This window comes from Pseudoduganella dura, assembly GCF_009727155.1.
Classification (GTDB): Bacteria; Pseudomonadota; Gammaproteobacteria; order Burkholderiales; family Burkholderiaceae_D; genus Rugamonas; species Rugamonas dura.
Window position 1 is genome coordinate 6,805,133 of sequence record NZ_WNWM01000002.1, and the last position, 23,044, is coordinate 6,828,176.

The 23,044-nt window shown below is 66.8% G+C and carries 15 protein-coding genes; 6 read left to right on the forward strand and 9 right to left on the reverse strand.

Going from position 1 to position 23,044, the window contains the following annotated elements:
- Nucleotide 1: 1 nt before the first annotated feature.
- Entirely contained in the window at nt 2-1,216 is a 1,215-nt protein-coding gene (locus tag GJV26_RS29350; RefSeq protein ID WP_155712078.1) for an acyl-CoA dehydrogenase family protein, read from the reverse strand.
- A gap of 103 nt (nt 1,217-1,319) precedes the next feature.
- Nucleotides 1,320-2,201 (reverse strand): LysR family transcriptional regulator, encoded by an 882-nt coding sequence (locus GJV26_RS29355; RefSeq protein ID WP_155712079.1) that lies wholly within the window; start codon nt 2,199-2,201, stop codon nt 1,320-1,322.
- A gap of 194 nt (nt 2,202-2,395) precedes the next feature.
- Between GJV26_RS29355 and GJV26_RS29360 the strand changes: the two genes are divergently transcribed.
- Complete coding sequence (locus GJV26_RS29360) at nt 2,396-3,370, forward strand: alpha/beta fold hydrolase (protein ID WP_155712080.1); 975 nt, start codon at nt 2,396-2,398, stop codon at nt 3,368-3,370.
- Between the two features lie 66 nt (nt 3,371-3,436).
- On the opposite strand, the gene GJV26_RS29365 is transcribed toward GJV26_RS29360, so the two are convergent.
- Complete coding sequence (locus tag GJV26_RS29365; RefSeq protein WP_155712082.1) at nt 3,437-4,495, reverse strand: right-handed parallel beta-helix repeat-containing protein; 1,059 nt, start codon at nt 4,493-4,495, stop codon at nt 3,437-3,439.
- Nucleotides 4,496-5,360: 865 nt separating this feature from the next.
- Between GJV26_RS29365 and GJV26_RS29370 the strand changes: the two genes are divergently transcribed.
- Together GJV26_RS29370 and GJV26_RS29375 are read left to right on the forward strand one after the other, a co-directional pair.
- Nucleotides 5,361-7,199 (forward strand): rhamnogalacturonan lyase, encoded by a 1,839-nt coding sequence (locus GJV26_RS29370; RefSeq protein ID WP_155712083.1) that lies wholly within the window; start codon nt 5,361-5,363, stop codon nt 7,197-7,199.
- Between the two features lie 113 nt (nt 7,200-7,312).
- Nucleotides 7,313-8,269, forward strand: coding sequence for a diacylglycerol/lipid kinase family protein (locus GJV26_RS29375; RefSeq protein ID WP_155712085.1), 957 nt, complete (start codon nt 7,313-7,315; stop codon nt 8,267-8,269).
- Between the two features lie 114 nt (nt 8,270-8,383).
- Here GJV26_RS29375 and GJV26_RS29380 read toward each other — a convergent pair whose 3' ends face one another.
- Nucleotides 8,384-10,597 (reverse strand): NHL repeat-containing protein, encoded by a 2,214-nt coding sequence (locus tag GJV26_RS29380; RefSeq protein WP_189442180.1) that lies wholly within the window; start codon nt 10,595-10,597, stop codon nt 8,384-8,386.
- Nucleotides 10,598-10,717: 120 nt separating this feature from the next.
- Between GJV26_RS29380 and GJV26_RS29385 the strand changes: the two genes are divergently transcribed.
- Nucleotides 10,718-12,349, forward strand: coding sequence for a catalase (locus GJV26_RS29385; RefSeq protein WP_155712087.1), 1,632 nt, complete (start codon nt 10,718-10,720; stop codon nt 12,347-12,349).
- 46 nt (nt 12,350-12,395) lie between these two features.
- Here the strand turns inward: GJV26_RS29385 and GJV26_RS29390 are convergent, their stop codons facing one another.
- The 5 genes from GJV26_RS29390 to GJV26_RS29410 form a co-directional block, all read right to left on the reverse strand.
- Nucleotides 12,396-14,558, reverse strand: coding sequence for a xanthine dehydrogenase family protein molybdopterin-binding subunit (locus GJV26_RS29390; protein WP_155712088.1), 2,163 nt, complete (start codon nt 14,556-14,558; stop codon nt 12,396-12,398).
- A complete protein-coding gene (locus GJV26_RS29395) occupies nt 14,555-15,565 on the reverse strand; it encodes an FAD binding domain-containing protein (RefSeq protein ID WP_155712089.1) in 1,011 nt (336 codons plus the stop codon). The genes GJV26_RS29390 and GJV26_RS29395 overlap by 4 nt, the downstream gene beginning before the upstream one ends.
- The gene (locus GJV26_RS29400; RefSeq protein WP_155712090.1) at nt 15,562-16,053 is read right to left on the reverse strand and encodes a (2Fe-2S)-binding protein; all 492 of its coding nucleotides are present in this window, start codon (nt 16,051-16,053) and stop codon (nt 15,562-15,564) included. The genes GJV26_RS29395 and GJV26_RS29400 overlap by 4 nt, the downstream gene beginning before the upstream one ends.
- 527 nt (nt 16,054-16,580) lie before the next feature.
- On the reverse strand, nt 16,581-18,821 hold the full coding sequence (locus GJV26_RS29405) for a carboxy terminal-processing peptidase (RefSeq protein WP_155712091.1): 2,241 nt from the start codon (nt 18,819-18,821) through the stop codon (nt 16,581-16,583).
- Nucleotides 18,822-19,050: 229 nt separating this feature from the next.
- Nucleotides 19,051-19,605 carry a thymidine kinase gene (locus GJV26_RS29410; protein WP_189442182.1) on the reverse strand — a complete coding sequence of 185 codons (555 nt, stop codon included), beginning with the start codon at nt 19,603-19,605 and terminating at the stop codon, nt 19,051-19,053.
- Nucleotides 19,606-19,949: 344 nt separating this feature from the next.
- On the opposite strand from GJV26_RS29410, the gene GJV26_RS29415 reads away from it, so the two are divergent.
- Both GJV26_RS29415 and GJV26_RS29420 read left to right on the forward strand, forming a co-directional pair.
- Nucleotides 19,950-21,368: a C2 family cysteine protease gene (locus tag GJV26_RS29415; RefSeq protein ID WP_155712093.1), complete on the forward strand. Its 1,419-nt coding sequence runs from the start codon at nt 19,950-19,952 to the stop codon at nt 21,366-21,368.
- A 285-nt stretch (nt 21,369-21,653) separates the two neighbouring features.
- Nucleotides 21,654-23,042, forward strand: coding sequence for a pyridoxal-phosphate dependent enzyme (locus GJV26_RS29420; RefSeq protein ID WP_173346305.1), 1,389 nt, complete (start codon nt 21,654-21,656; stop codon nt 23,040-23,042).
- Nucleotides 23,043-23,044 lie beyond the last annotated feature (2 nt).

Consider the following 23,044-nt stretch of genomic DNA (forward strand, 5'->3'; position numbering starts at 1 on the left):
CTCACAGTCCCAGAATCATCCGCGCGATGATGGTTTTCTGGATTTCATTCGAACCGCCGTAGATCGACGTCTTGCGGTAGTTGAAGTAGTACGCCGCCAGCGGCGCAGTATCGGCCACCAGCGCGGGTGAAAGCGCGTTGTCGCCGCCCGCCGCGTGCTCGCGCCGGCCTTCCAGGTAATCGGTATCGAACGGCAGCGCCGCCGGCCCCGCCGCCTCGACCATCAGCTCGGTCAGCAACTGCTGCACTTCGGTGCCCTTCACTTTCAGCATCGAGGCCTGGGGACCGGGCGCCTTGTCCTCCTGCGCGATGGTGCGCAATACCGTGACTTCCAGCGCCATCAGTTCGATTTCCACCTGCGCGACCTTCGCCGCGAGCTGCGGATCGTCCAGCAGCGGCCGGCCACCCTGCTGCTGCTTCATCGCCAGCTCCTTCAGGAAACGCAGTTCGCGCTTGCTGCGGCCCACGGCGGCGATACCGGTGCGCTCGTGGCCCAGCAGGTACTTGGCGTAGGTCCACCCCTGGTGTTCCTTGCCGACCAAATTCGCCGCGGGCACGCGCACGTTGTCGAAGAACACCTCGTTGACCTCGTGCTCCTCGTCCAGCATGATGATCGGCCGCACCGTGATGCCGGGGCTCTTCATGTCGATCAGCAGGAACGAGATGCCTTCCTGCTTGCGCGCCGCCGGATCGGTGCGCACCAGGCAGAAGATCATGTCGGCATGCTGGGCCAGCGTGGTCCAGGTTTTCTGGCCGTTGACGACGTACTCGTCGCCGTCGCGCACGGCGGTGGTCTTCAGCGAGGCCAGGTCGGAGCCGGCGCCTGGTTCCGAGTAGCCCTGGCACCACCAGTCCTCGCAGTGCAGGATGCGCGGCAGGTAACGGGCCTTCTGCTCGTCGGTGCCGAACGCCATGATGACGGGCGCCACCATGTTGACGCCGAACGGCAGGATCTGCGGCGCGCCGGCCAGCGCGCATTCGTCGTCCCAGATGTGGCGCTGCACGGCGTTCCAGCCGGTGCCGCCATGCTCGACCGGCCAGCCCGGCGCGGCCCAGCCCTGCGCCGCCACGATCCTGTGCCAGCGCACGTAGTCGTCCTTGGCCAGCCGCAGGTGGCCGCATACCTTGCGCCGCAGGTCCGGCGGCAGGTTCGCGTCCAGAAACGCGCGCACCTGCAGGCGGAACGCTTCGTGTTCGGCGGAGTAATTCAGGTCCATGCTGTCTCCTCGATGGAAGCCGGCCCCGCCTGTTGTCGACGATTAGCACGGTCGTTCCATGGTACAGCAGGGAACCCGGCATGGCCACACCGGAAACAGCGCGTCAGGTGCACATCCTGTCGCGGCTGTCCTCGTGGACCTGGGCCAGCCACGCCGCGACGACCTTGAAGCGGCCGATCGCGCCCGCGTCGCGGTGGCTCAGCAGCCACAGTTCGCGGAATACCTCGGCACGGTCGGACAGCCGCACCAGGGCTTCGTCGCCGCCCACGATGCATGGCAGCAGTGCCAGGCCGGCGCCGGCACGGCAGGCATGCACCATCGTCGACAGGCTGTTCACGCGCAGCGCGATGCGCGGCGCCGGTTCGAGCCGCGCCATCCAGCGCATCTCCGGCAGGTGCGCCTTGGCTTCCTCGTGCGCGATCCACGGCTGCCGGCCCCATGCTTCGCGCGGCACGCCGGCGAAGCGCGGCGCGCCGTAGACGGCCCAGCCGATGTCGCCCAGGCGGCGCATCAGCACGGCCGCGTCGTCGACCGGCTGGGCCAGGCGCAACGCGAAATCGGCCTCGCGGCGGGTAAACGAGATGTTCTGGTTGTCCGCCATCAGTTGCACTTCCATTTCCGGGTGCCGCTCCGCGAAGGCGGGCAGGTGGCGCACCAGCCAGTGATCGAACAGGAAATCGATCGCCGACAGCCGCACCGGACCGGCCAGGCTCTCGGCCTCCCGGGTCGACGCCAGCAGCATGCTCTGCACGCTGCCGTATACGCCTTCGCCGTAGCGCACGAACACCTGGCCGGCCTCGGTCAGCTGCCAGCGCGTGGTGTCGCGCGAGAACAGGCGCAGGTTCAGCGCCTTTTCGGCGGCCGCGATGCGGCGGCTGATGGTCGAGCCGTCCACGCCCAGCTCGCGTCCCGCCGCGCTCATGCTGCCCGAGCGCGCCAGCGCCAGGATCAGCGGAATGTCGTTCCAGTCGAAGTCGATCGCCATTGGTACCGGTTGTCGTTATGCCTTCCGGCAGATCCGCATTTTTGCAAGGCGGCTTTGCAGCCTTGCCCATTCTCAACACCCGCCCCGTCCCCTACCATGCTCTTCATCGCAGGACGAACGGCAGGCAACGAATGAGACTGCTGCGATTCTGGCACACGACAATGGATCATCCAATTACCAAGAAGGAAGAAAAAATGAAAACGCAAAACGACAACGACATCAGCCTTTCCCGCCGCTCGGCCCTGCTGGGCAGCACCGGCCTCGCCGCGCTGGCCGCGCTGCCGCTGGCCGCCGCCTTCGGCACGGACGCGCAGGCCGCGCCGGCGAAACCGGTGCGCAAAAGCGCCAGCACGTTCACTACCCGCGATGGCGTGGAAATCTACTACAAGGACTGGGGCAGCGGCCAGCCGGTCGTGTTCAGCCATGGCTGGCCCCTGAACTCGGACAGCTGGGAATCGCAGATGATCCACCTGGCCAACAACGGCTTCCGCGTGATCGCCCACGACCGCCGCGGCCACGGTCGCTCGAGCCAGCCCTGGGACGGCAACGACATGGACCACTATGCCGACGACCTGGCCCAGCTGATCGAACTGCTGGACCTGAAGAACGCGATCCTGGTCGGCTTTTCGACCGGCGGCGGCGAGGTGGCGCGCTACGTGGGCCGCCACGGCACGAAGCGGGTGGCGAAACTGGCGCTGGTCTCGGCGGTGCCGCCGATCATGGTGAAAACCGCCGACAACCCGGGCGGCCTGCCGCTGGAAGTGTTCGACGGCATCCGCAACGCCCAGCTGGCGAACCGTTCGCAGCTGTACCTGGACATTCCGTCCGGCCCGTTCTACGGCTTCAACCGGCCGGGCGCGAAAGTGTCGCAGGGGCTGGTGCAGTCGTGGTGGATGCAGGGCATGATGGGCGGCCACAAGAATACCTACGACTCGATCAAGGCCTTCTCGGAAACCGACTTCCGCGCCGACCTGGCGAAATTCGACAAGCCCACGCTGGTAATCCACGGCGACGACGACCAGATCGTGCCGATCGACGCCGCCGGGCGCGCCTCGGCGAAGATCGTCAAGGGTGCGAAGCTGATCGTGTATCCAGGCGCGCCGCACGGGCTGACCGATACGCACAAGGACAAGGTCAACGCCGACCTGCTGGCGTTCGCCAGGGCCTGATCCTTGCCGCCGGTGGTGGCGCCGGCGGCAGCATCGTCAGGACCGGATGAAGCGTCGATTACCGGCTCAGGAATTCGCCGGCTTTCCCGCGACTTCCGGACAACCCTGCCCGGCGCCGGCTCGTTGCGCGCCGCTCTTCACGCCGTTCATCGCCGCCGAATCCAGGCTGCTGCGCCAATCGAGATCGGTCATTTTTTCCGTGTCGAGCTGGTTACGGTGCAACACGATGTCGCGGCTGCGGCTCAAGCCGATGCCGACGGTGCCGGCGCATGCGCCGTCCACGCTCACCGTGTTGTCACCGACCTGCGTGCCATCGGCGGAGCGCAGGTACATCGCATGGCCGCTCCAGCCCGGCGTGAGTTCGCGCAGATGGAACGTATTGCGCACGATGCGCGCGAACGGGCCATAGCTGAGCAGCGCGAAGGGTGGTCCGCCGGCCGTCGTGGCGTCGAGCATGGCGTCGATCCGGTTGTCGCGCACCAGGTTGCCGCTGCCGGCAATCTCGATTGCACTGAGCACGCCGCTGAACTGCATGTTTTCCACGACGAAGCCGGTATCGCTGAAAACGTCGTCCGTGTCGACGGGCATGTCGGGATAGGCATTCCCGGGGGAACTGCCCCGGTCCATCAGCGTGACGCCGGCGCCGGCCCCTTCGATACGCCCGTTATGGACGCGGATCTTCTGGCCTGTCCCCCACACGCCCCGGTAGCGGCGTGTGCCCGACATGCGCAGCGTGTGACCGCGGAAATCGAGATCGACATTGCTGGCGCGGATGTCGATCATCCTGCCGGCGCAGTCGTGCGCGGATGGAGAACAGGCGAACTCGTAATCCCGGTCGAGGCAGTACTTGCCGGGGCGGACGATTTCCATCGGCCGCATGACGGAGATACTGTCGTCCCGACGCAGCACCTCGCAATCGCCGGCGCCCTGCGCCGCCGCAGGAACGTCCTTGGGAACCTTGCTCCAGGCTTCCCACGCCGGGCGCATCCCCAACCCCTGCTTGACGCCTTCGCTCAGGAAAAACCAGATCAGGCGCGGGGGACTTATTTCCTCGTGGGCGCTCACGGGCGCCGCCATGGCGATCGCCAGAATCGCCGCGGTGCCGACAACATGCTTCAGGTACATCGTTTGGTTCCTCGTCAAACCGTTACTGTTGACACGATCTCGCGAATCGCCGCAGTGCCGGCGGCAATTGACGCGAGCCGGACTCCATGCCGTTCCTGACGAAATAGCCGTCTTCGTTGGACGGCGCCAGAGTTTTTAGTGCGGCAATCAAACTTCCACGCGTTCGAATGTTTCGAGCGAAATGCGGCCGATGGAATTTTATATTCCCTCGACAGACGGCCTGTCGGTACCAGTCCATCCGGGACTGCACATAATAAATTGAGCGTCGGATTAAATATATAGCTATACGAAAATATATTTTTATTAACAACTGTAGCGGCGTGGCGCGAGGAATCAGAGTGACGCTTCAACAGAGATTCCTGAGGATTGCAACTTGCTTCGGACTGGCGCCTGCCTCCGCGCAGGGCATCTTCCAACGTGTTATTCGCGAAGTCATGGCATGTTACGGGAATTTAAAACCGACAGGAAAACGTCACGCGTGGAAACCCCGTATCCGGCGCGGATATTCCCTGATTTCCACCACCGGTTACCCGATCGGCCCTGTCCGCACAGCCGGCGATTAATGCGCCTGGCGCGCCGATCATCTTGATGACTGCTTCGGCTCCCCTGATTGACACCCTTCGGGGCAGTCCCGATACTCGACTCCCACCCAAGGCTGCAACTGGCCCGCGACCGGCGCACCACGCCTGGCGGGCCCATGCGCCCACCAGGCGCGTGCGGCGTGACGGCCGGCCATCGCTGCACCACCACGGCCTCGGCGCGAGGAGACGCGCCGGCAAAAGCAACCAGCTCGCGCAGTGCGGATATGCCAGGCATCCGGACAGCGCGTCCATCGTCGTTCGACCATGATAACAATGGGGATTCAATGAAACGTACCTTTGCACCGATCGCACTGCTGACCCTCGGGCTGATGCATTCCGCATTCGCCGACGGGGGCAGGAAACTCGAAAAACTCGATCGCGGCGCCGTCGCCATCGCGGCCGGCACGGATGTCTTCGTCAGCTGGCGCGTGCTCGGCACCGACGAGCCGGGCACGCTGTTCAATATCTATCGCGACGATGTCAAGCTCAACGCGGAACCGCTGGAAGTGAGCAATTTCACGGACACGGCCGCCCCCGCCGGGGCCCGCTACCTGATTCGTCCGATCGTGAAGGGCAAGGAAAAGAAGGGCCAGGAAGAATACGCGCTGTCCACCTGGACGGAGCCCGTGCTGCGCATCCCGCTGGACAAGCCCGCCGACGGCGTCACCCCGACCGGCCAGGCGTACAGCTATGAGATGAACGACGGCACGCCGGCCGACCTGGACGGCGACGGCAAGTACGAACTGGTCGTGAAATGGCAGCCGACCAATGCCAAGGACAACTCGCAAAGCGGCTACACCGGCAACACCTACATCGATGCCTATCGCCTGGACGGCAAGCGCCTGTGGCGCATCGACCTGGGCCGCAATATCCGCGCCGGCGCCCACTACACGACGATGGTTGCCTATGACCTGGACGGCAACGGCAAGGCCGAGGTGATGCTGAAGACGGCCGACGGCACGGTCGACGGCCGCGGTACCGTGATCGGCGACGCCGCCGCGGACTACCGCAACAGCGCCGGCTACGTGCTGGCCGGACCGGAATTCATCACCGTGTTCGACGGCCGCACCGGCAAGGCGCTGGCCACCGCCGACTACCTGCCGGCGCGCGGCACGGTGGCCTCGTGGGGCGACAACTACGGCAACCGCGTCGACCGCTTCCTGGGCGGCGTCGCGTACCTGGATGGCAGCCGCCCGAGCGCGATCTTCTCGCGCGGCTACTACACGCGCGCCGTGATCGCCGCCTGGGACTACCGCGACGGCCAGCTGACCAGCCGCTGGGTATTCGACACCAACAACGAAGGCGCCGAGGCGCGCGGCCAAGGCGCGCACTGGTTCTCCGTGGCGGATGTGGACAGCGACGGCAAGGACGACATCATCTACGGTGCCGCCACGATCGGCAGCGACGGCCACCTGCTGTACAGCACCGGCCTGTGCCACGGCGACGCGCTGCATGTCGGCAAGCTCGACCCGGCCCGCCCCGGCCTGCAGGCCTACATGGTCCACGAGAGCCCGTCGTGCTACAAGGGCAACGGCGCCAGCTTCCACGACGCCGCCACCGGCAAGTTGCTGTGGGGCGCGCCGGCCACCGTCGACGTGGGCCGCGGCGTCTGCTACGACATCGATCCGGCCTATCCGGGCGCGGAGTGCTGGGCCTCGCGCGGCGGGCTGTTCAACGTGAGCGGCCAGCAGATCTCGGCCAATCGCCCGAGCAGCATGAACTTCGCCAGCTGGTGGGACGGCGACCTGCTGCGCGAAGCGCTCGACGGCACGTCGATCTCCAAGTGGAACCCCGCGGCCTTCACGCTGGAGACCCTGCTGAACGGCGCCACGTACAACGCGGCATCGAACAACGGCACGAAGGCCACGCCCGTGCTGTCGGCCGACATCCTCGGCGACTGGCGCGAGGAAGCCGTGCTGCGCACGGCGGACAACACCGAACTGCTGGTGTTCTCCACCACGATCCCGACGACGCACCGTATCCCCACGCTGATGCATGATGCGCAGTACCGCGTGCAGGTGGCCGCCCAGAACTCCGGCTACAACCAGCCGCCGCACACGAGCTTCTACATCGGCGAAGGCGTGACGCCGCCGGCGCAGGCAACCGTGACAGTGCAGGAGTAAGCGCGCAGGAGCAAGCGTGCAGCATGGCGCCGCCGGCGGCCCGGGACCGGACCGCCGCGCTCAGCCGTTCGTGCGTGCACGGCGGCCCGCTCGGTGATACAGTTGGTCGCATCATGACCGACACCACTCTCGCCGCCGACGCGCCGCTGTACATCGTCCTCAATGCCGGTTCCGGCGCCTCCGAAAAGGAGGAGCGCCGCGCCGCCATCGAGGAAGTGCTGACAGCCGCGGGCCGGCGCTACCACCTGCACCTGGTGGAAGACGGCAGCGAGCTCGACGATGCTGCGATCGCGCATGCCGGCCAGGCCTGCGCCAACGGCGGCATTCTCGTGGCGGCCGGCGGCGACGGCACGATCAACGCCGTGGCGCGCCAGGCCGTCGCGCACGGCTGTCCGTTCGGCGCCCTGCCGCAGGGCACGTTCAATTATTTCGGCCGCACGCACGGCATTTCCGAGGAATTGTCCGACGCCGTGCATGCGCTGCTGACGGCCACCGTCCAGCCAGTGCAGATCGGCTCGGTAAACGGCCGGATCTTCCTCGTCAATGCCAGCATCGGGCTGTACCCCGAATTGCTGGAAGAGCGCGAGCAGGACAAGGCCCAGTTCGGCCGCAGCCGCGTGGTGGCCTTCCTGTCCGCCCTGAAAACCATCCTGTCGCCCCACCGCCGCCTGCGCCTGACACTGGAAGCGGAAGACCGCACGATGCACCTGCGCACGCACACCCTGTTCGTAGGCAACAACCGGCTGCAGATGGAACAGGTGGGCCTTACCGAGCTCGCGCCCGAGGTGGCCGAAGGCGAGCTGGCCGCCGTGGCGCCCAAGCCGGCGGGGCGCCTCGGCATGCTCGGTCTGGTGCTGCAGGGGGCCCTCGGCCGGCTGGCCGATACCGGCGACGTGGTCGCCTTCGGCTTTCGCCGCATGACCGTGCGCACGCCGTTCTACGGGCGCCGGCGCGTCAAGGCCGCCGTGGACGGCGAAGTGCTCACGCTGACGACGCCCCTGCACTTCGAAGCGCTGGATGGTCGGCTGCGGCTGCTGGTGCCCGCCGCGCGCAATCTCGTCAAGGATTGAGCGAGCCCGAAAGCGGCAGGATACCGGTGCCGGCAGAGTACTGGTGCCGGACACTTTTTCCCGGACGATCTACCCGGAAAAAGGTGCCGGACACCGATTTTCCAAGCCAACAGCCTATTCCACGGCGATCGGCAGATCCCGCCCCTCCACCGCCACGTTCCCCGCGAAATCCGCCGCGTAGATCCGCAGCGTGTAGTTCCCCGGCGCGATCCCCGACACATCCCACGAGCCCGGGCTGGCCTGTCCGCCCTGCAGCGTATTGTTCAGCGCATAGGCGAAGTGCGTGGCCTTGCTGCCGTAAACGGTGATGCCGCTGCTGGCCGCGTAAGCCAGCTTCACGGCATCCGGGTTGCGCGGCAACCGGTCGTACACCTGGGTGATGCGCGGCTGCTCGTAGCCGGCCGCCGGCGTGCCGTCTTCCCGCAGCAACTGGTAACCCAGCTTGTACAGGCCGAGCCGGCGCCGCTCCAGGTTGCCGTCCATCTGGTCCCACGCATCGACGACGATATCCACCTCGCCCACCGAGCGCGGCACTTTTATGCGGCGCGGCGGCGCCTGTTCTTTTTCCCGCGCTTTCCTGCCAGGCCTGCCGGTTTTTTCACGCGGCGCACCGAGCCGCTTGCCGCCGTCGGCCAGCAGCACGATGCCCTGGATGCGCGGCGCCACGGTGTCGCGCAGGCCCACGAACGGCAGCGTCAACGGATTTTCCACGCCGCCGGTGGGAAAGTAATCCAGGTGCACGTGCGCCATGCCGTTGATCGTGCCGAGCGTGTCGCCCGCCGCGAAACGCGTGCCGCGCCGCACGCGTACCCGTTCGGGCTTGCCGCGGCCGCCCGCAAGCACCTCGAAGCGCGCGTCGAGCGCCTTGTCGCGCCGGTCGCGGCCCACCTTCATGTGGATGTACGACAGCGTGCCCACGCTGATGCCTTCGCTCAGCGTGGCATAGCCCCAGTTCGGGTACGGGTCCGTCACCTTCGCCGGCGCCACCGCCACGACCTGCGCGCCCACGTCGGCCCGCACGTCCAGCCCCATGTGGAAGTGGTCGCGGCTGTCGCCTTCGAAATTGCCGCGCACCTCGCCCATCACGCCCACCACCTCGTGCGGCGCATCCTGCGGCAGCACGGGCCACGGCATCGGCTTGGCGCGGCGCGGCGTGGCGGCGCGCGTGCGCGGCACCGGCGCGGGCTGCCCGTCCACCGGCGGCGCCAGTCGCACCACCGCGAAGCCCAGCCCCTCGGCCACGACCACATTGCCGTCGCGCTGCACGGTCACGCCGCGCGGACCGGCGAGATGCACCGTGCCGTCGCTGCCGTAGCCCGGCTCGGCCGGGCGGTCGAAGTCGGCAAGGGCCTGGTAGCCGCCGTCCGGCCCGATCTGCAGCACGCGGCCGGAGCCGGCCGTCACATACAGGAAGCCGTCGCGCGTGGCGGCGATGCCCACCGGCCGCCGCAACAGCGCGCGGCGTTCGCCTTCGGGCGGTTTCGCGACGGTCGATACGTTGCCGCCGGCATCGATGCGCCGTACCGCGTGGTTGCCCGTGTCGGCGACGAACAGCGTGCCGTCGGCGCCGACCGCGATGCCGCTCGGCGTATCGAACAGCGCGGCGACGGCCGGGCCATCCTGCCCGCCGGGCCGGCCGCCGCCGGCCACCGTCGTCACCGCGCCGTCCGGCGCGATGCGGCGGATACGGTCGTTGTAGGTGTCGGCGACATACACCACGCCGGCATCGTCGACCGCGATGCCTACCGGGCCGTTGAAGCGCGCGGCATCGCCCTTGCCATCCGCGAAGCCCGGCTGGCCGTTGCCGGCCAGCGTGGTCACGGCGCCGTCCGGGGCGACCCTGCGGACCGCGTGGTTGCCCGTATCGGCCACGTACAGGTTGCCCAGGTGATCGAGCGCCAGCGCGGAAGGCGTATGGAACCGTGCGGCCGCGCCCTTGCCGTCCGCGTAGCCTTCGCGCCCGCCCGCCAGCGTGGCCAGCGTGCCGTCCGGGGCGATGGTGCGGATACGGTTGTTGTCGCCGCCGTCGGCCACGTAGATGGTGCCGCGCGGGGCCACCGCCACGCCGAACGGGTCGGCGAACGCGCCCCCGCCCGGCGGACCGTCGCCCGGGCCGGCCGCGCCGTTGCCGGCCAGCGTGGTCACGCGGGCGGTCCAGAACCGCTCGGTGCGCGCCTGGGCCGGCGTCAGCACGCCTGTCGCCACGGCGTCTTTTCTAGCCGGGCCGGGCGTCGGGCCGGCGGCGTAATCGATGGTGTAGTACAGGACACCGGCACCGGCGACGAGGATGGCGCCGGACAGCGCGCCGATGAGGAGCTTTCGATTCACGTGCGTTACCGTTCGTTGCGGAAAGCGCAAGCTTAGCAGGAACCCCTGCCGCGCGCCGACCGCGGGCGGCGGCGACTAGAATGTTCCCGCTCCCCCAGATTCAGCCATGAAAGGAATGCCATGAGCAGCAAGCCCACTTCCACGGAAACCGGCGGCGAACGCCCCGTTCTCACGACCCGCCAGGGCCACCCCGTGCGCGACAACCAGGCGTTGCGCTCGGTCGGCGAACGCGGCCCCGCCACGCTGGAGAACTACCAGTTCATCGAGAAGATCACCCACTTCGACCGCGAGCGGATTCCGGAGCGCGTGGTGCATGCGCGCGGCACCGGCGCACACGGCTATTTCGAAGCCTACGGCACGATCGGCAGCGAACCGGCGTCGAAATACACCTGCGCGCGCGTGCTGAACGAAACCGGTGTGCAGACCCCCGTGTTCGTGCGCTTCTCCAGCGTGATCGGCAGCAAGGATTCGCCGGAAACGGCGCGCGACCCGCGCGGCTTCGCAGTCAAGCTGAAAACGCTGGATGGCAACTGGGACCTGGTCGGCAACAACCTGAAGATCTTCTTCATCCGCGACGCGATCAAGTTTCCCGACATGATCCACGCGTTCAAGCCCGACCCGGTGACGAATCGCCAGGAGCCATGGCGGTTCTACGATTTCGTGTCGAATTCCCCGGAAGCGCTGCACATGGTCACCTGGGTCAAGAGCCCGTGGGGCATTCCGGCCAACTACCGTGAAATGGAAGGCTCGGGCGTCAACACCTACAAGCTGGTGAACGACCAGGGCGTGGCGCACCTGGTGAAGTTCCACTGGCAGCCGAAACAGGGCGTGCGCAACCTGACCGCGGCGCAGGCCGCCGAGATCCAGGCGCACGACACGGGCCACGCCACGAAGGACCTGTACGAGGCGATCGAGCGCGGCGATTATCCGGAATGGGAATTCGCCGTGCAGGTCATGAGCGACGACGACCATCCCGAACTCGATTTCGACCCGCTGGACGACACGAAGCGCTGGCCGGAGGACCAGTTCCCGCTGCTGCCGGTAGGCCGCATGGTGTTGAACAGGAACCCGGACAACGTGTTCGCGGAAACCGAGCAGTCGGCGTTCGGCACCGGCGTACTGGTCGACGGCATCGACTTCTCCGACGACAAGATGCTGCAGGGCCGGACCCTGTCGTACTCGGATACGCAGCGCTACCGCGTGGGTCCCAATTACCTGCAGCTGCCGGTCAACGCGCCGCAGGAAGGCGCCCGCGCCCGCACCAACCAGCGCGACGGCCAGATGGCGTACGCCGTCGACGATGGCGGCACCAACAAGCACATCAACTATGAGCCGAGCAGCCTGGGCGGCCTGCAGGAGGCGCCGAAACCGGCCAGGGAATACCGCCAGTGGGTCGAAGGCCACCTGGGCCGCTACCAGACCAGCCGCACGCTGGACGACTATCGGCAGGCGGGCGAGCGCTGGCGCACGTTCGAGGAGTGGGAGCGCGACGAACTGGTGAAGAACCTGGGCGACGACCTGCGGCAGTGCCCGGAAGTGATTGCGCTGCGCATGGTGTGGCATTTCTGGCACTGCGACGAAACGTACGGCCGCCGGGTCGCCGAAGCGGCCGGCATCGACCTGGAAAAGGCCCGCGCGCTGCAGCCACTGCCGGGCAAGCCGGCGCCGAAGCAGCATCGTGCCGTGCCCGCCTATACGGATGGTACGCCGGAGGGTACGGCCCGGCAATCGGAGCCCGCAACGGCGAAGTGATGTCGCTGCCCGGCCGGTCCGTCGCGGCGGACCGGCCGGGCTCCGGCTAACCGAGCAGATCCTCGATCGTCACCGGCAGCGACCGCACCCGCCTGCCGGTGGCGTGGTACACGGCGGCGGTAATGGCCGGCGCCACCCCCACCAGCCCGATCTCTCCCACGCCCCGCGCGCCGTACTCGTTCAGCGCCGTATCCGGATAATCCAGGAACGTCACATCGACTTCCGGTGCATCGGCATGCGTGACGACGATATAGTCGGCCAGGTTGCCGTTCACGGGCGCGCCGTGGCGCGAGTCGTAATGGGTCTGCTCGAACAGCGCCATGCCCACGCCCATGTGCACCGCGCCCTCGATCTGGTTGCGTGCCGTGCGGGCGTTGACGATCCTGCCACCGTCGATCACGGAGACCACGCGCCGCACCGCCAGCCGGGCAATCGCCGGCTGCCACGCCACCTCGACGAAATGGGCGCCGAACGAGCGGATCGACAGCGCCTTCGCGTTCGCGTCGGTCGAACTGCCCTTCGACACGCCCTGCCCCTCGACCCGCTCCACGCCGGCACGCCGCAGCACATCCTCGAACGCGAGGCCGCCGGGCATCACGCGCCCTGCGTCGAAAGAAGCTTCGCCGCCTTCCGCCGCGCGGCCCGCCACGTCCAGCAACTGCCGGATCGCGTGCCGCGCCGCCATGATCACCGCCGGCACCAGCGATGCCGTGGCCATCGAGCCGCCGGAAACGGGCCCCGGCGGCAGGTCGGTGTCGCCGATTTCCACCTCGATGCGCGCCACGTCGACACCTGTTTCATGGGCAGCCATCTGCGCCAGCACCGTGTACGTACCGGTGCCGATATCCTGCGTGGCCGACCGCACGCGCACCTTGCCGTCGTCATGGAAGCCGACCGACACCTGGGCCTTGCCGCGCATGCCGGGCCAGGTGGCGCTGGCCATGCCCCAGCCGAGGATCGTGTCGCCGTCGCGCATCGCGCCGATGCCGGGATCGCGGCGCGCCCAGCCGAACTTTTCGGCGCCCAGCTCCAGGCACTCCTTCAGGTGGCGCGACGAGAACGGCACGTCCTTCGATTCGTCGCGCGCGGTGTCGTTCAGCAGCCGCAGCGCCACCGGGTCCATTTCAAGCCGGTCGGCCAGCTCGTTCATCGCCGACTCGACCGCATACATGCCCGGCACCACGCCCGGCCCGCGCATCGCCGTGTTGACGCCGAAGTCGCGGCGGCAAGCCGCGCCCGTCACCCGCAGGTTCGGCGCACTGTAGATGTAGCCGGTCGCCTCGCCGCACGATTCCTCCGAAACGCCGGCGCGCGAGTCGTGGTGGATGAAATCCTGCCGCAGCGACAGCAGCCGCCCGTCATCGAGGGCGGCCAGCCGGATGCGCTGCTGCGTGTTGGTACGGTGCCCGACATTGCGGAACATCATCGCACGGGTCACCACCAGCTTGACGGGGCGCCCGGCCACCCGGGCCGCCTGCGCAGCCAGCAGCGAATGCGTCCACGGCCACAGCTTGCCGCCGAAGCCACCGCCCAGGTACGTGGCGACGACGCGCACGTGCTCTTCCGGCACCTGCAGCATCGCGGCCAGCACGCCGCGGTGGTTGACCACCGCCTGCGTGGTCTCGTACACGGTGAGCCGATCGCCTTCCCAGCGCGCCACGGTGGCATGCAGCTCCATCGGGTTATGCGTTTCGATCGGCGTCCGGTAGGTTTCGTCGAGCCGCACCGGGGCCTGCGCGAACGCGCCTTCGGGATCGCCGCGTTCGGTGACCACTTCGGGCGCGTCGTCCGGCGTCATGTCCATGCGCACGTCCGGCGGCCCGGCGGCGTATTCCACGCGCACCGCGCGCGCCGCGTCGCGCGCCTGCTCGAACGTATCGGCCAGCACCAGCGCCACGAACTGGCCGTAATAGCGCACCTCGTCGTCCTGCAGCGGCGGCACCTTCTCGTCGAGCTGCAGCCTGCTTTTTTCCGGCAGGCGGGCGATGCGGCCGATCGTGTCCTTCGTGTGGATGGCGTGCACGCCGGGCATGCCCCGGGCGGCGCCGCAGTCGATGTGGCGCACCGTCCCGACGGCGATGGTGGCACACACGGGAACGGCCACCAGCATGTCCGGGAAATGGTGATCGGCCGTGTAGCGGGCGTGGCCGCTGACCTTCAACGGCCCTTCGATGCGCGGCAGGCCGGCGCCGATCATGTCGCCGTTCATTGCAGCGCCTCCCCGGCCACGTTCCTGATCGCCTGCACAATGCAGCGCCGCGCCAGCTCGATCTTGAAGGCATTGCCTTCGCGCGGCCTGGCGTCGCGCAGGGCGGCCGCGGCCGCGGCTTCGACGTTCGCCAGCGTCAGCGGCTGGCCCGCCAGCATGTGCTCGGAGACGACCGCGCGCCATGGCCGCGTGGCCACGCCGCCGAGGCCGATGCGGACCTGCTCGACGATGCCCCCGCTCACCCGCAGCAACACGGCGCACGAGGCCAGCGCGAATTCGTACGATGCGCGGTCGCGCAGCTTCAGGTAGCCCGTGCGGGTGCCTTCGGCCAGCGGCGGCAATGTCACGTGCGTGACCAGGTCGCCCGGTACGAGCGGCGTCTCGATGTGCGGCGTATCGCGCGGCAGCAGGTGGAAGTTGGCGATCGTGACCTGCCGCCCGCCATGCAGTCCGGCGATGTGGATGCGGGCATCGAGCACGACCAGGGCCACGTTCATGTCCGACGGATTGCTGGCGATACAGTGCTCGCTGGTGCCGAGCAGCGCGAGGTTGCGGTTGAAGCCGTCCATCGCATCGCAGCCACTCCCCGGCTCGCGCTTGTTGCATGCCATCGCCGTGTCGCGGAAATACACGCAGCGGGTGCGCTGCAGGAGGTTGCCGGCCGTCGTCGCCATGTTGCGCAACTGGCCGGAAGCGCCGGACAGCAGCGCTTCGGACAGTACGGCATAGCCGTGCCGCACCCGTTCGTCGTGCGCCAGGTCGCTGTTGCGCACGGTGGCGCCGATCGACAGGCCGCCGTCGGGCGCCGCCTCGATGCGGTCCAGCCCCAGGTGCCCGATCTGCACCACGTGGGCGGGATGTTCGATATCGAGCTTCATCAGGTCCAGCAGGGTCGTGCCGCCGGCCAGGTAGCGCACGGCGGCGCCCTGCTGCGCGGTCGGCGACGAGGCGCCCAGCAGCACCGCATCCTCGATGCTCGACGCGCGGCGCAATTCGAACTGCCTCATTTGCCGGCCTCCCCGCGCACCTGCTGGATCGCCGCCACGATATTGGCGTAGGCGCCACAACGGCACAGGTTGCCGCTCATGCATTCGCGCACGGCGGCATCGTCCCCGCCGCATGGTTCGTCGAGCAGCGCCACGGCGGACATGATCTGCCCCGCCGTGCAGTAGCCGCACTGGTAGCCGTCGTGCTGCACGAACGCGGCCTGCATCGGGTGCAGCCGCTCCGGCGCGCCGAGGCCCTCGATGGTGGTCACCTCGTCGCCCTGGTGGGCCATCGCCAGCGCCAGGCAGGCATTGATGCGGCGGCCGTTGACATGTACCGTGCAGGCGCCGCACTGGCCGTGATCGCAGCCCAACTTGGTGCCGGTGAGGTGCAGGTGATCGCGCAGGTAGTCGAGCAGCGTGGTGCGCACGTCCACGTCCATCGCCTGCTCGACGCCGTTGACGACGATGGCGGGCCCGATCGCCACCGCCGGCCTGACTGCTTGCATGGGAGTCCTTTCCGCCTGGAGACCCAGGCTTCTGAAACCCGACTACACGCAAAAAAACCGACATGCGGCGCACGATTGCCTTCCCGGCAATGTTTCTTCGAACCGGGGTCAGACCCCGGTTTCTGGAAAGATTGCAAAAAACTGGGGTCAGACCCCGGTTTCAGGAAACTGGTTGCAGGACACTTACGATCTCTGAGCAATATCTCAAGTACCAGTTCCGCTGATGTAAAGTTTTTGCAAAAAAAAAGCCCGCCAAGCTGGCGGGCTGAAGTCTATTTCCTTGGAGGAGAATAGAGGAGACAGGTCAATTATGCTGCACCGCGCCATCGCGTGCAACGCGTTTGTCGTGATACTGGTTATTGCTGAGCCTCATAACTATAAATAGTCACCGATCTGAGCAATGCGGCGGCGCCATCGGGTTATCGCCGGGGCGATCACCGGAGGTATCGCCGGGTTATTGCATCAGGTATGGACAAAAAAAAGGGGAGCCCGGTCGGGGCCCCCCAGTTCATCCCTGCTGAGGATGATCAACGTTCGGCGTACGGCAGCACGCGCGATGCAAGACGGGTGTCGGTTTTCAGCAGGCTCACTTCATCCGACATGATGTGCACCGCTTCGAGCAGCAGCACATCCTTGGCGTTCTTGGCGGCCTTTTCCGCTTCCAGTTCGGCCGCCAGCGACCGTTCGTCGCCCTGCAGGCCATCGTCGGTGCGGCTGACGCCCTTCATCGAGGCGGCGGCCTGCTTGGCCTGCTTGGCGCCGGCCGGCTTGGGCGTGATCGCATTCTTGGCCGTCGGGTCGGGGACCAGGATCGGATCGTCCGCGGACGGCGCGGCGGCCAGCCGGGCGTCGCGCTGCTTGGCACGCGCTTCCTGCTCGTCGCGCTCCTTGCGACGGTCCTTCTCGTTCAGCGAGATCAGGTTTTCCTTGCGCTGCTTTTTCACGTAGTTGACGTCGTCCACCAGGAACTGGAAGTCCTTGTCCTTCGCCACCCGCGCCTCGTGCTTCTTCGTCAGCAGCGGCACGATATCCTTTACTTCGCCGGCCGGGATGTAGACGGCAGGCTTGATCACCGTGTACGGCAGCGCGTTGTCGTAGCTCGACTCGCCGAAGTTCTCGGCATCGGACAGCTGCGGCAGCTTGATGTCCGGCGTGACGCCGCGCAGTTGCGTGGTGCCGCCGTTGATGCGGAAGAATTGCGCCACCGTCATCTTCAGCTCGCCGAGGCGGGCCTTGTCCTTGTCCTGCGCGAAGCGGTCCAGGCTGATCAGCGTCTGCACCGTGCCCTTGCCGAAGCTCGGTTCGCCGATGACGATGCCGCGGCCGTAATCCTGCACGGCGGCGGCGAAGATCTCGGACGCCGACGCCGACCCACGGTTGATCAGCACGCCGATCGGACCGTCCCAGGCCAGGCCCGGCAGGGTATCGTTCTCCACCTCGACACGGCCTTCGGCGCTGCGCTGCTGCACCACCGGGCCCTTGTCGATGAACAAGCCCGTCAGTTCGACCGCCTCGGTCAGCGAACCGCCGCCGTTGTTGCGCAGGTCGATCAGCACGTTGTCGACCTTGTCCTTCTTCAGTTCGGCCAGCAGGCGGGCCACGTCGCGCGTAGCGCTCTTGTAATCCTTGTCGCCGCGGCGGCGCGCCTCGAAGTCCTGGTAGAAGGTGGGCAGCGAGATCACGCCGATGCGGCGTTTTACCGTGCCATCCTTCACTTCCATGATCGTTTTCTTGGCCGACTGCTCTTCCATGCTGATCTTCTTGCGTGTGAGCGCGATCATGACCGGCTTGGCATCCGGGCCGGCATCGCCGGGCAGCACCTGCAGGCGCACCTTGGAATCCTTCGGCCCGCGGATCTGCTGCACCACGTCGTCGATGCGCCAGCCCAGCACATCGGTGATCGCGCCATTGTCGCCCTGCGCCACGCCGACGATCCGGTCGCCCACCTTCAGCTTGCCGGACATGCCGGCCGGGCTGCCGGTGACGATCTCGCGGATCACCGTGTATTCGTCACGCGTCTGCAGCACCGCGCCGATGCCTTCCAGCGACAGGCGCATCTGGATATCGAAATTGTCGGAAGCGCGCGGGCCCAGGTAATTGGTGTGCGGCTCGATCGACATCGCATACGCGTTCATGAAGATCTGGAACACATCCTCGCTGTTGAGCTTGCGCGAGCGGCCCAGGTAGTTCTCGTAGCGCTTGTCCAGCGTCTCGCGGATCGCCTTGTCGTCCTTGCCGGCCAGTTTCAGGCGCAGCCAGTCGTTCTTGACACGCTTGCGCCACAACTCCTTCACTTCCGCCTCGCTCCTGGTCCATTCGGCCTTTTCGCGATCGTACTGGTAGCTTTCGTCCAGCGTGAAATCGGGCTTGGTCTTCAGCAGCTCGCGGGCATAGGCGATGCGCTCGTTGAAACGCTGCTGGTAGAGATTGTAGATGTCGAACGGCATCTGCAGGTTTTCGCCGACGATCGCATCGTCGAGCCGGGCCTTGGCACCGGCGTATTTATCCAGGTCGGCCTGCACGAAGAACAGCTTTTCCGCATCCAGCGACTTGAAGTAGCGGTCGTAGATCTTTTCCGACATCGCATCGTCGAGCGGCTGCGCCTTGTAGTGATAGCGCGACAGCACGCGCGACGCCCACAGCGCAGCCTGCGTCTGCTGGGCAGCCGGCTTCAACTGCTCGGTGGCGGCCTTGTCGGCGGGGGCGGCGTGACCGTAGGCGGACAGGATAGCCAGCGATATCGCGGCCAGCAGCATTTGCTTCTTCATCGGCATACTCCAGATTCTAAAATGACGATTCGCGGGCGGACACGACTATTCCAGCCCGCTTTCGGCTTATTCTACAGGAGAGCGCGCGACGATTCGCCACCTACGCTTAAGTACGGATTAAAGTTTCCACCGGAATTCAGATATGGATGACCGGATTGCAAATACTTGTAAATCCGGCACGCGAATAGATCAAGATCGCTTCGCCATCCAGTATCGGGTTATCAACCGGTCAATGGCCGGCCGAATAAAAACACCGCCCGCACGCCTGCCGGTAACGCTCGTTGCCGCCGATGGATATCTGCGCACCCTCGCGGATGCGGTTGCCATGTTCGTCGACCCGGATGTTCATCGTCGCCTTCTTGCCGCACGTGCAGATGTTCTTCAGTTCCTCGATCGAATCGGCCAGCGCCAGCAGGTAGACCGAGCCGGGGAACGGCTCGCCGCGGAAATCGGTCCGCAGGCCGTAGCAGATCACCGGAACGCCCTTCACCTGTGCCAGCTGGTGCAGCTGCTGCACCTGCTGCACGGTGAGGAACTGCGCCTCGTCGACGAGCACGCAGGCGGCCCGGTCGATGGTGAGGAAATTGGTGGCCGCGTCATAGGTGTCCACTTCGCGCTGCAAGCCGAGGCGGGACGTGATCCTGCCCACGCCGAAACGGTCGTCGATCGCCGCCGTGAACAGCCGCACGGCCTGGCCCTGCTCTTCGTAGTTATGCGCGACCTGCAACATCGCTGTCGATTTGCCCGCGTTCATTGCGGAGTACCGGAAATAAAGTTTTGCCACTGCTGACCTGCTGAATGATTTGAATGCGGGATTATAAAGCAGCGCCCGCCGGCGGAGGCCATTGCGGGCAGCGCACATTCCCGGGGCCCGTGCTTGCACTGCACGCAGCATAGCGGCCGGCGCCGCCGCGATTGACGGAGCCTGAGCTGCCGCTAATTTGCAACCGGTGACAAACCGAGACACTTTGCGCCATAGAACCAGACACTTCGCCTTTTTTTTGGGCATAGACTCGTTTCTCCCACCGACTGGGGTGCGAAGCGGCCGATATCGATTGCACAAGTTAGCCACGGTCGACATGCGCCGGCAGTCCGCGGGCCGATCCGTGACTATTTGAAGGAGGCACCATGCAAACCGACCAGAAAGCAGATCATCCGTCCGTGACGGCCGCCACAGGCCCCGCATCGACCGAGCCGCCCAAGGGGGCGGCGGCCCCTGGCTGCGCCATCAACCCGTACGCGCTCGCCGAAGTCATGTCGGGCCGGCGCATCGACTGGCGCCGGGTCGACGACAAGCCCGCCCTGCTGGAGCAGATCCTCGACATGCCTTACGCGGAACTGTTCGATCCGCAATTCGGCGGCCCGCTCTACATCGGCGGAGCAATGCAGGAAGACGGCAGCATGAAGGCGCAGCGTTCGCCGCTGCTGGACGTGGAGCGCCCGCCCGCCCACGACGACCTGGAAAACCCGCCGGTCGGCGAGCTCGGCGGGCTCGTCACGCTGAAGGCGGTCGCCACGGCGCTCAACCTGAATACGCTGGACGAACTCGGCGTTCGCTGCATCGACTGGAGCACCATCAGCAAACTGCATCTCACGCTGGACGTGCCGCCGGCGGTGCGCATCCTGCGCATGGCGCGCAACTATGTTCCCGCCCTGGTGCGCGTGATCAGCCACGATCCCGCGCTGGAACGGGGCAATTCGCAGGACTGGACACCGCCGGGCGGCAGCTGGCAGGACGCCGGGCGCTTCTTCAACGAGACTGCGGAGCTGTTCGATCCGGTGCAGGGCGCGGTGGCCAACTGCTACTACATCGCGGCCCTGTCGGCCGTCGCCTGGTCGCAGCCCTACCGGATCGCGCACCAGACGCGCGCCACGGGCCTCGGGCAGAACGAGTTCTTCGACCGCGTTACCTTCCACAAGCCCGACGGACAGGGCCTGGACCGCGAGATCGAAGTGAGCGAAACCGTGCCCAGGACGGGTTCGGGCGGCTTCATCTATGCCCGCTCCAGCGAGGATGGCGAAGCGTGGCCGGCAATCTACGAAAAGGCGTTCGCAAAGCTCAAGACGGGAACCACCACGGACCACCCGGACATCACCTCCACGGGTTGGGGAGATTGCGTGTGGGCAACCGCACAGCTGACGGGCGGCAACCGGGCGTACTTCGACACGGCGAGCCGGACGGCCGAACAGCTATGGACCATTTTGCGCAGCAACTGCCTCAGCTACCGCACGTTCCGGCCGATGACCGCCTGGACCTACAGTTCCGGCGCGGCCTCGCCCGACCATGTGGACTACAGCGACGCCAACGTCGTCGGGTCGCACTGCTACACGGTGCTGGGCTGGGCCTACCGGAACTGCCGGCGCTACATCCTGCTGCGCAACCCCTGGGGCAACACCGAAGCCACCGTCGGTTCGCTCGACGCCACCGTCCACGCCTACGACGTGAGCTGGTGGCGGCCGATCACGCTGCGCGACACGGACGGGATATTTGCGATGGAAATCAATACGTTCAAGAAGTACTTCGCGGGCTTCGGTGTGGTGAGCTGAAATGCCGGCTGAGTTGCCGGCCGAGTTGCAGCTTGCCGGCAGCGCCGCGCAACGCCTGGGCACCGGACCGCCGCGTGCTGAACGCGCCCCGCGGCGGTACCGGTGTCCAAGAATCCGGTTTCCGGTCCGGCGGCGGCCGGGCCGGCTTCCCGGTCGTTCCAACGCTCCCTGCCGCTGGCACCGGGCTGCGAATCGGCGCATACTGGCATGGCACCGTCCTCGTCGCATCATCCACTGCAACGATCTTGCGGCGCCGCCACGACCGGCCCCGCGCAAGGAGACAGTATGCCAAGCACGCTGGAACGCTCTCCCGTGGCCGCGCTGTATGGCCTGATCGGCAACACCCCGCTGGTCGAAGTGACCCGCCTCGATACCGGCCCTTGCCAGCTGTTCCTGAAACTCGAATCCCAGAACCCGGGCGGCTCGATCAAGGACCGCATCGCGCTGTCGATGATCGAGGCCGCCGAGCGCGATGGCCGGCTGCGGCCGGGCGGCACGATCATCGAAGCCACCGCCGGCAATACGGGCCTCGGCCTCGCGCTCGTCGGCCGCATCAAGAACTACCGGGTAGTGCTGGTGGTGCCGGACAAGATGGCCACCGAAAAGGTATTGCACCTGAAAGCCCTGGGCGCCGAGATCCACATCACCCGCTCCGATGTCGGCAAGGGCCACCCCGAGTATTACCAGGACATGGCCGCCCGCATCGCCGCCGACATCCCCGGCGCGTTCTATGCCGACCAGTTCAACAATCCCGCCAATCCGCTGGCGCACGAAACCACCACCGGCCCGGAAATCTGGCAGCAGGCGGGCCAGCAGCTCGATGCGATCGTGGTGGGCGTGGGGTCGTCGGGCACGCTGACCGGCCTGTCGCGGTATTTCGCCAGGGCCAATCCGCAGCTGGAATTCGTGCTGGCCGACCCGAAAGGCTCGATCCTCACCGAGTTCCTGCGCACCGCCAGGGTGCCGCCGACCAGCGGCTCGTGGGCGGTGGAAGGCATCGGCGAGGATTTCGTGCCGTCGATCGCCGACTTTTCGCGCGTGAAGCACGCGTACACGATCACCGACCGGGAAAGCTTCGACAGCGCGCGCGAACTGGTGCGGGCCGAAGGCATCATCGGCGGCTCGTCGACCGGCACGCTGCTGGCCGCGGCCCTGAAATACTGCCGCGAGCAGACGGCGCCGAAACGCGTGGCGACCTTCGTCTGCGACACGGGGACCCGCTACCTGTCGAAAATGTACAACGACGGCTGGATGTTCGACCAGGGCCTGATCGAACGGGCGCCCACCGGCGATTTGCGCGACCTGATCGGCCGCCGCTACGATGCCGGCGAGGTGGTCAGCGTGGCGCCGTCGGACACGCTGCTGGTGGCGTTCAACCGCATGCGCGCGGCCGACCTGGCGCAGCTCCCCGTGATCGAGAACGGCACCCTGGCGGGCATCATCGACGAGTCGGATCTGCTGCTGAAGCTGAGCGATCACGCGCAGGAATTCGCCGGCCGGGTGGGCGACACGATGACGACCCGGCTGGAAACGCTGCACCCCGGCGACAGCGTGCAATCGCTGCGCGGCACGCTCGACCGCGGCCTGACCGCCGTGGTGGCCGACGACCGCCAGTTCTACGGCATGATCACCCGCTACGACCTTCTCAACCACCTGCGCAGGACGCTATCGTGACC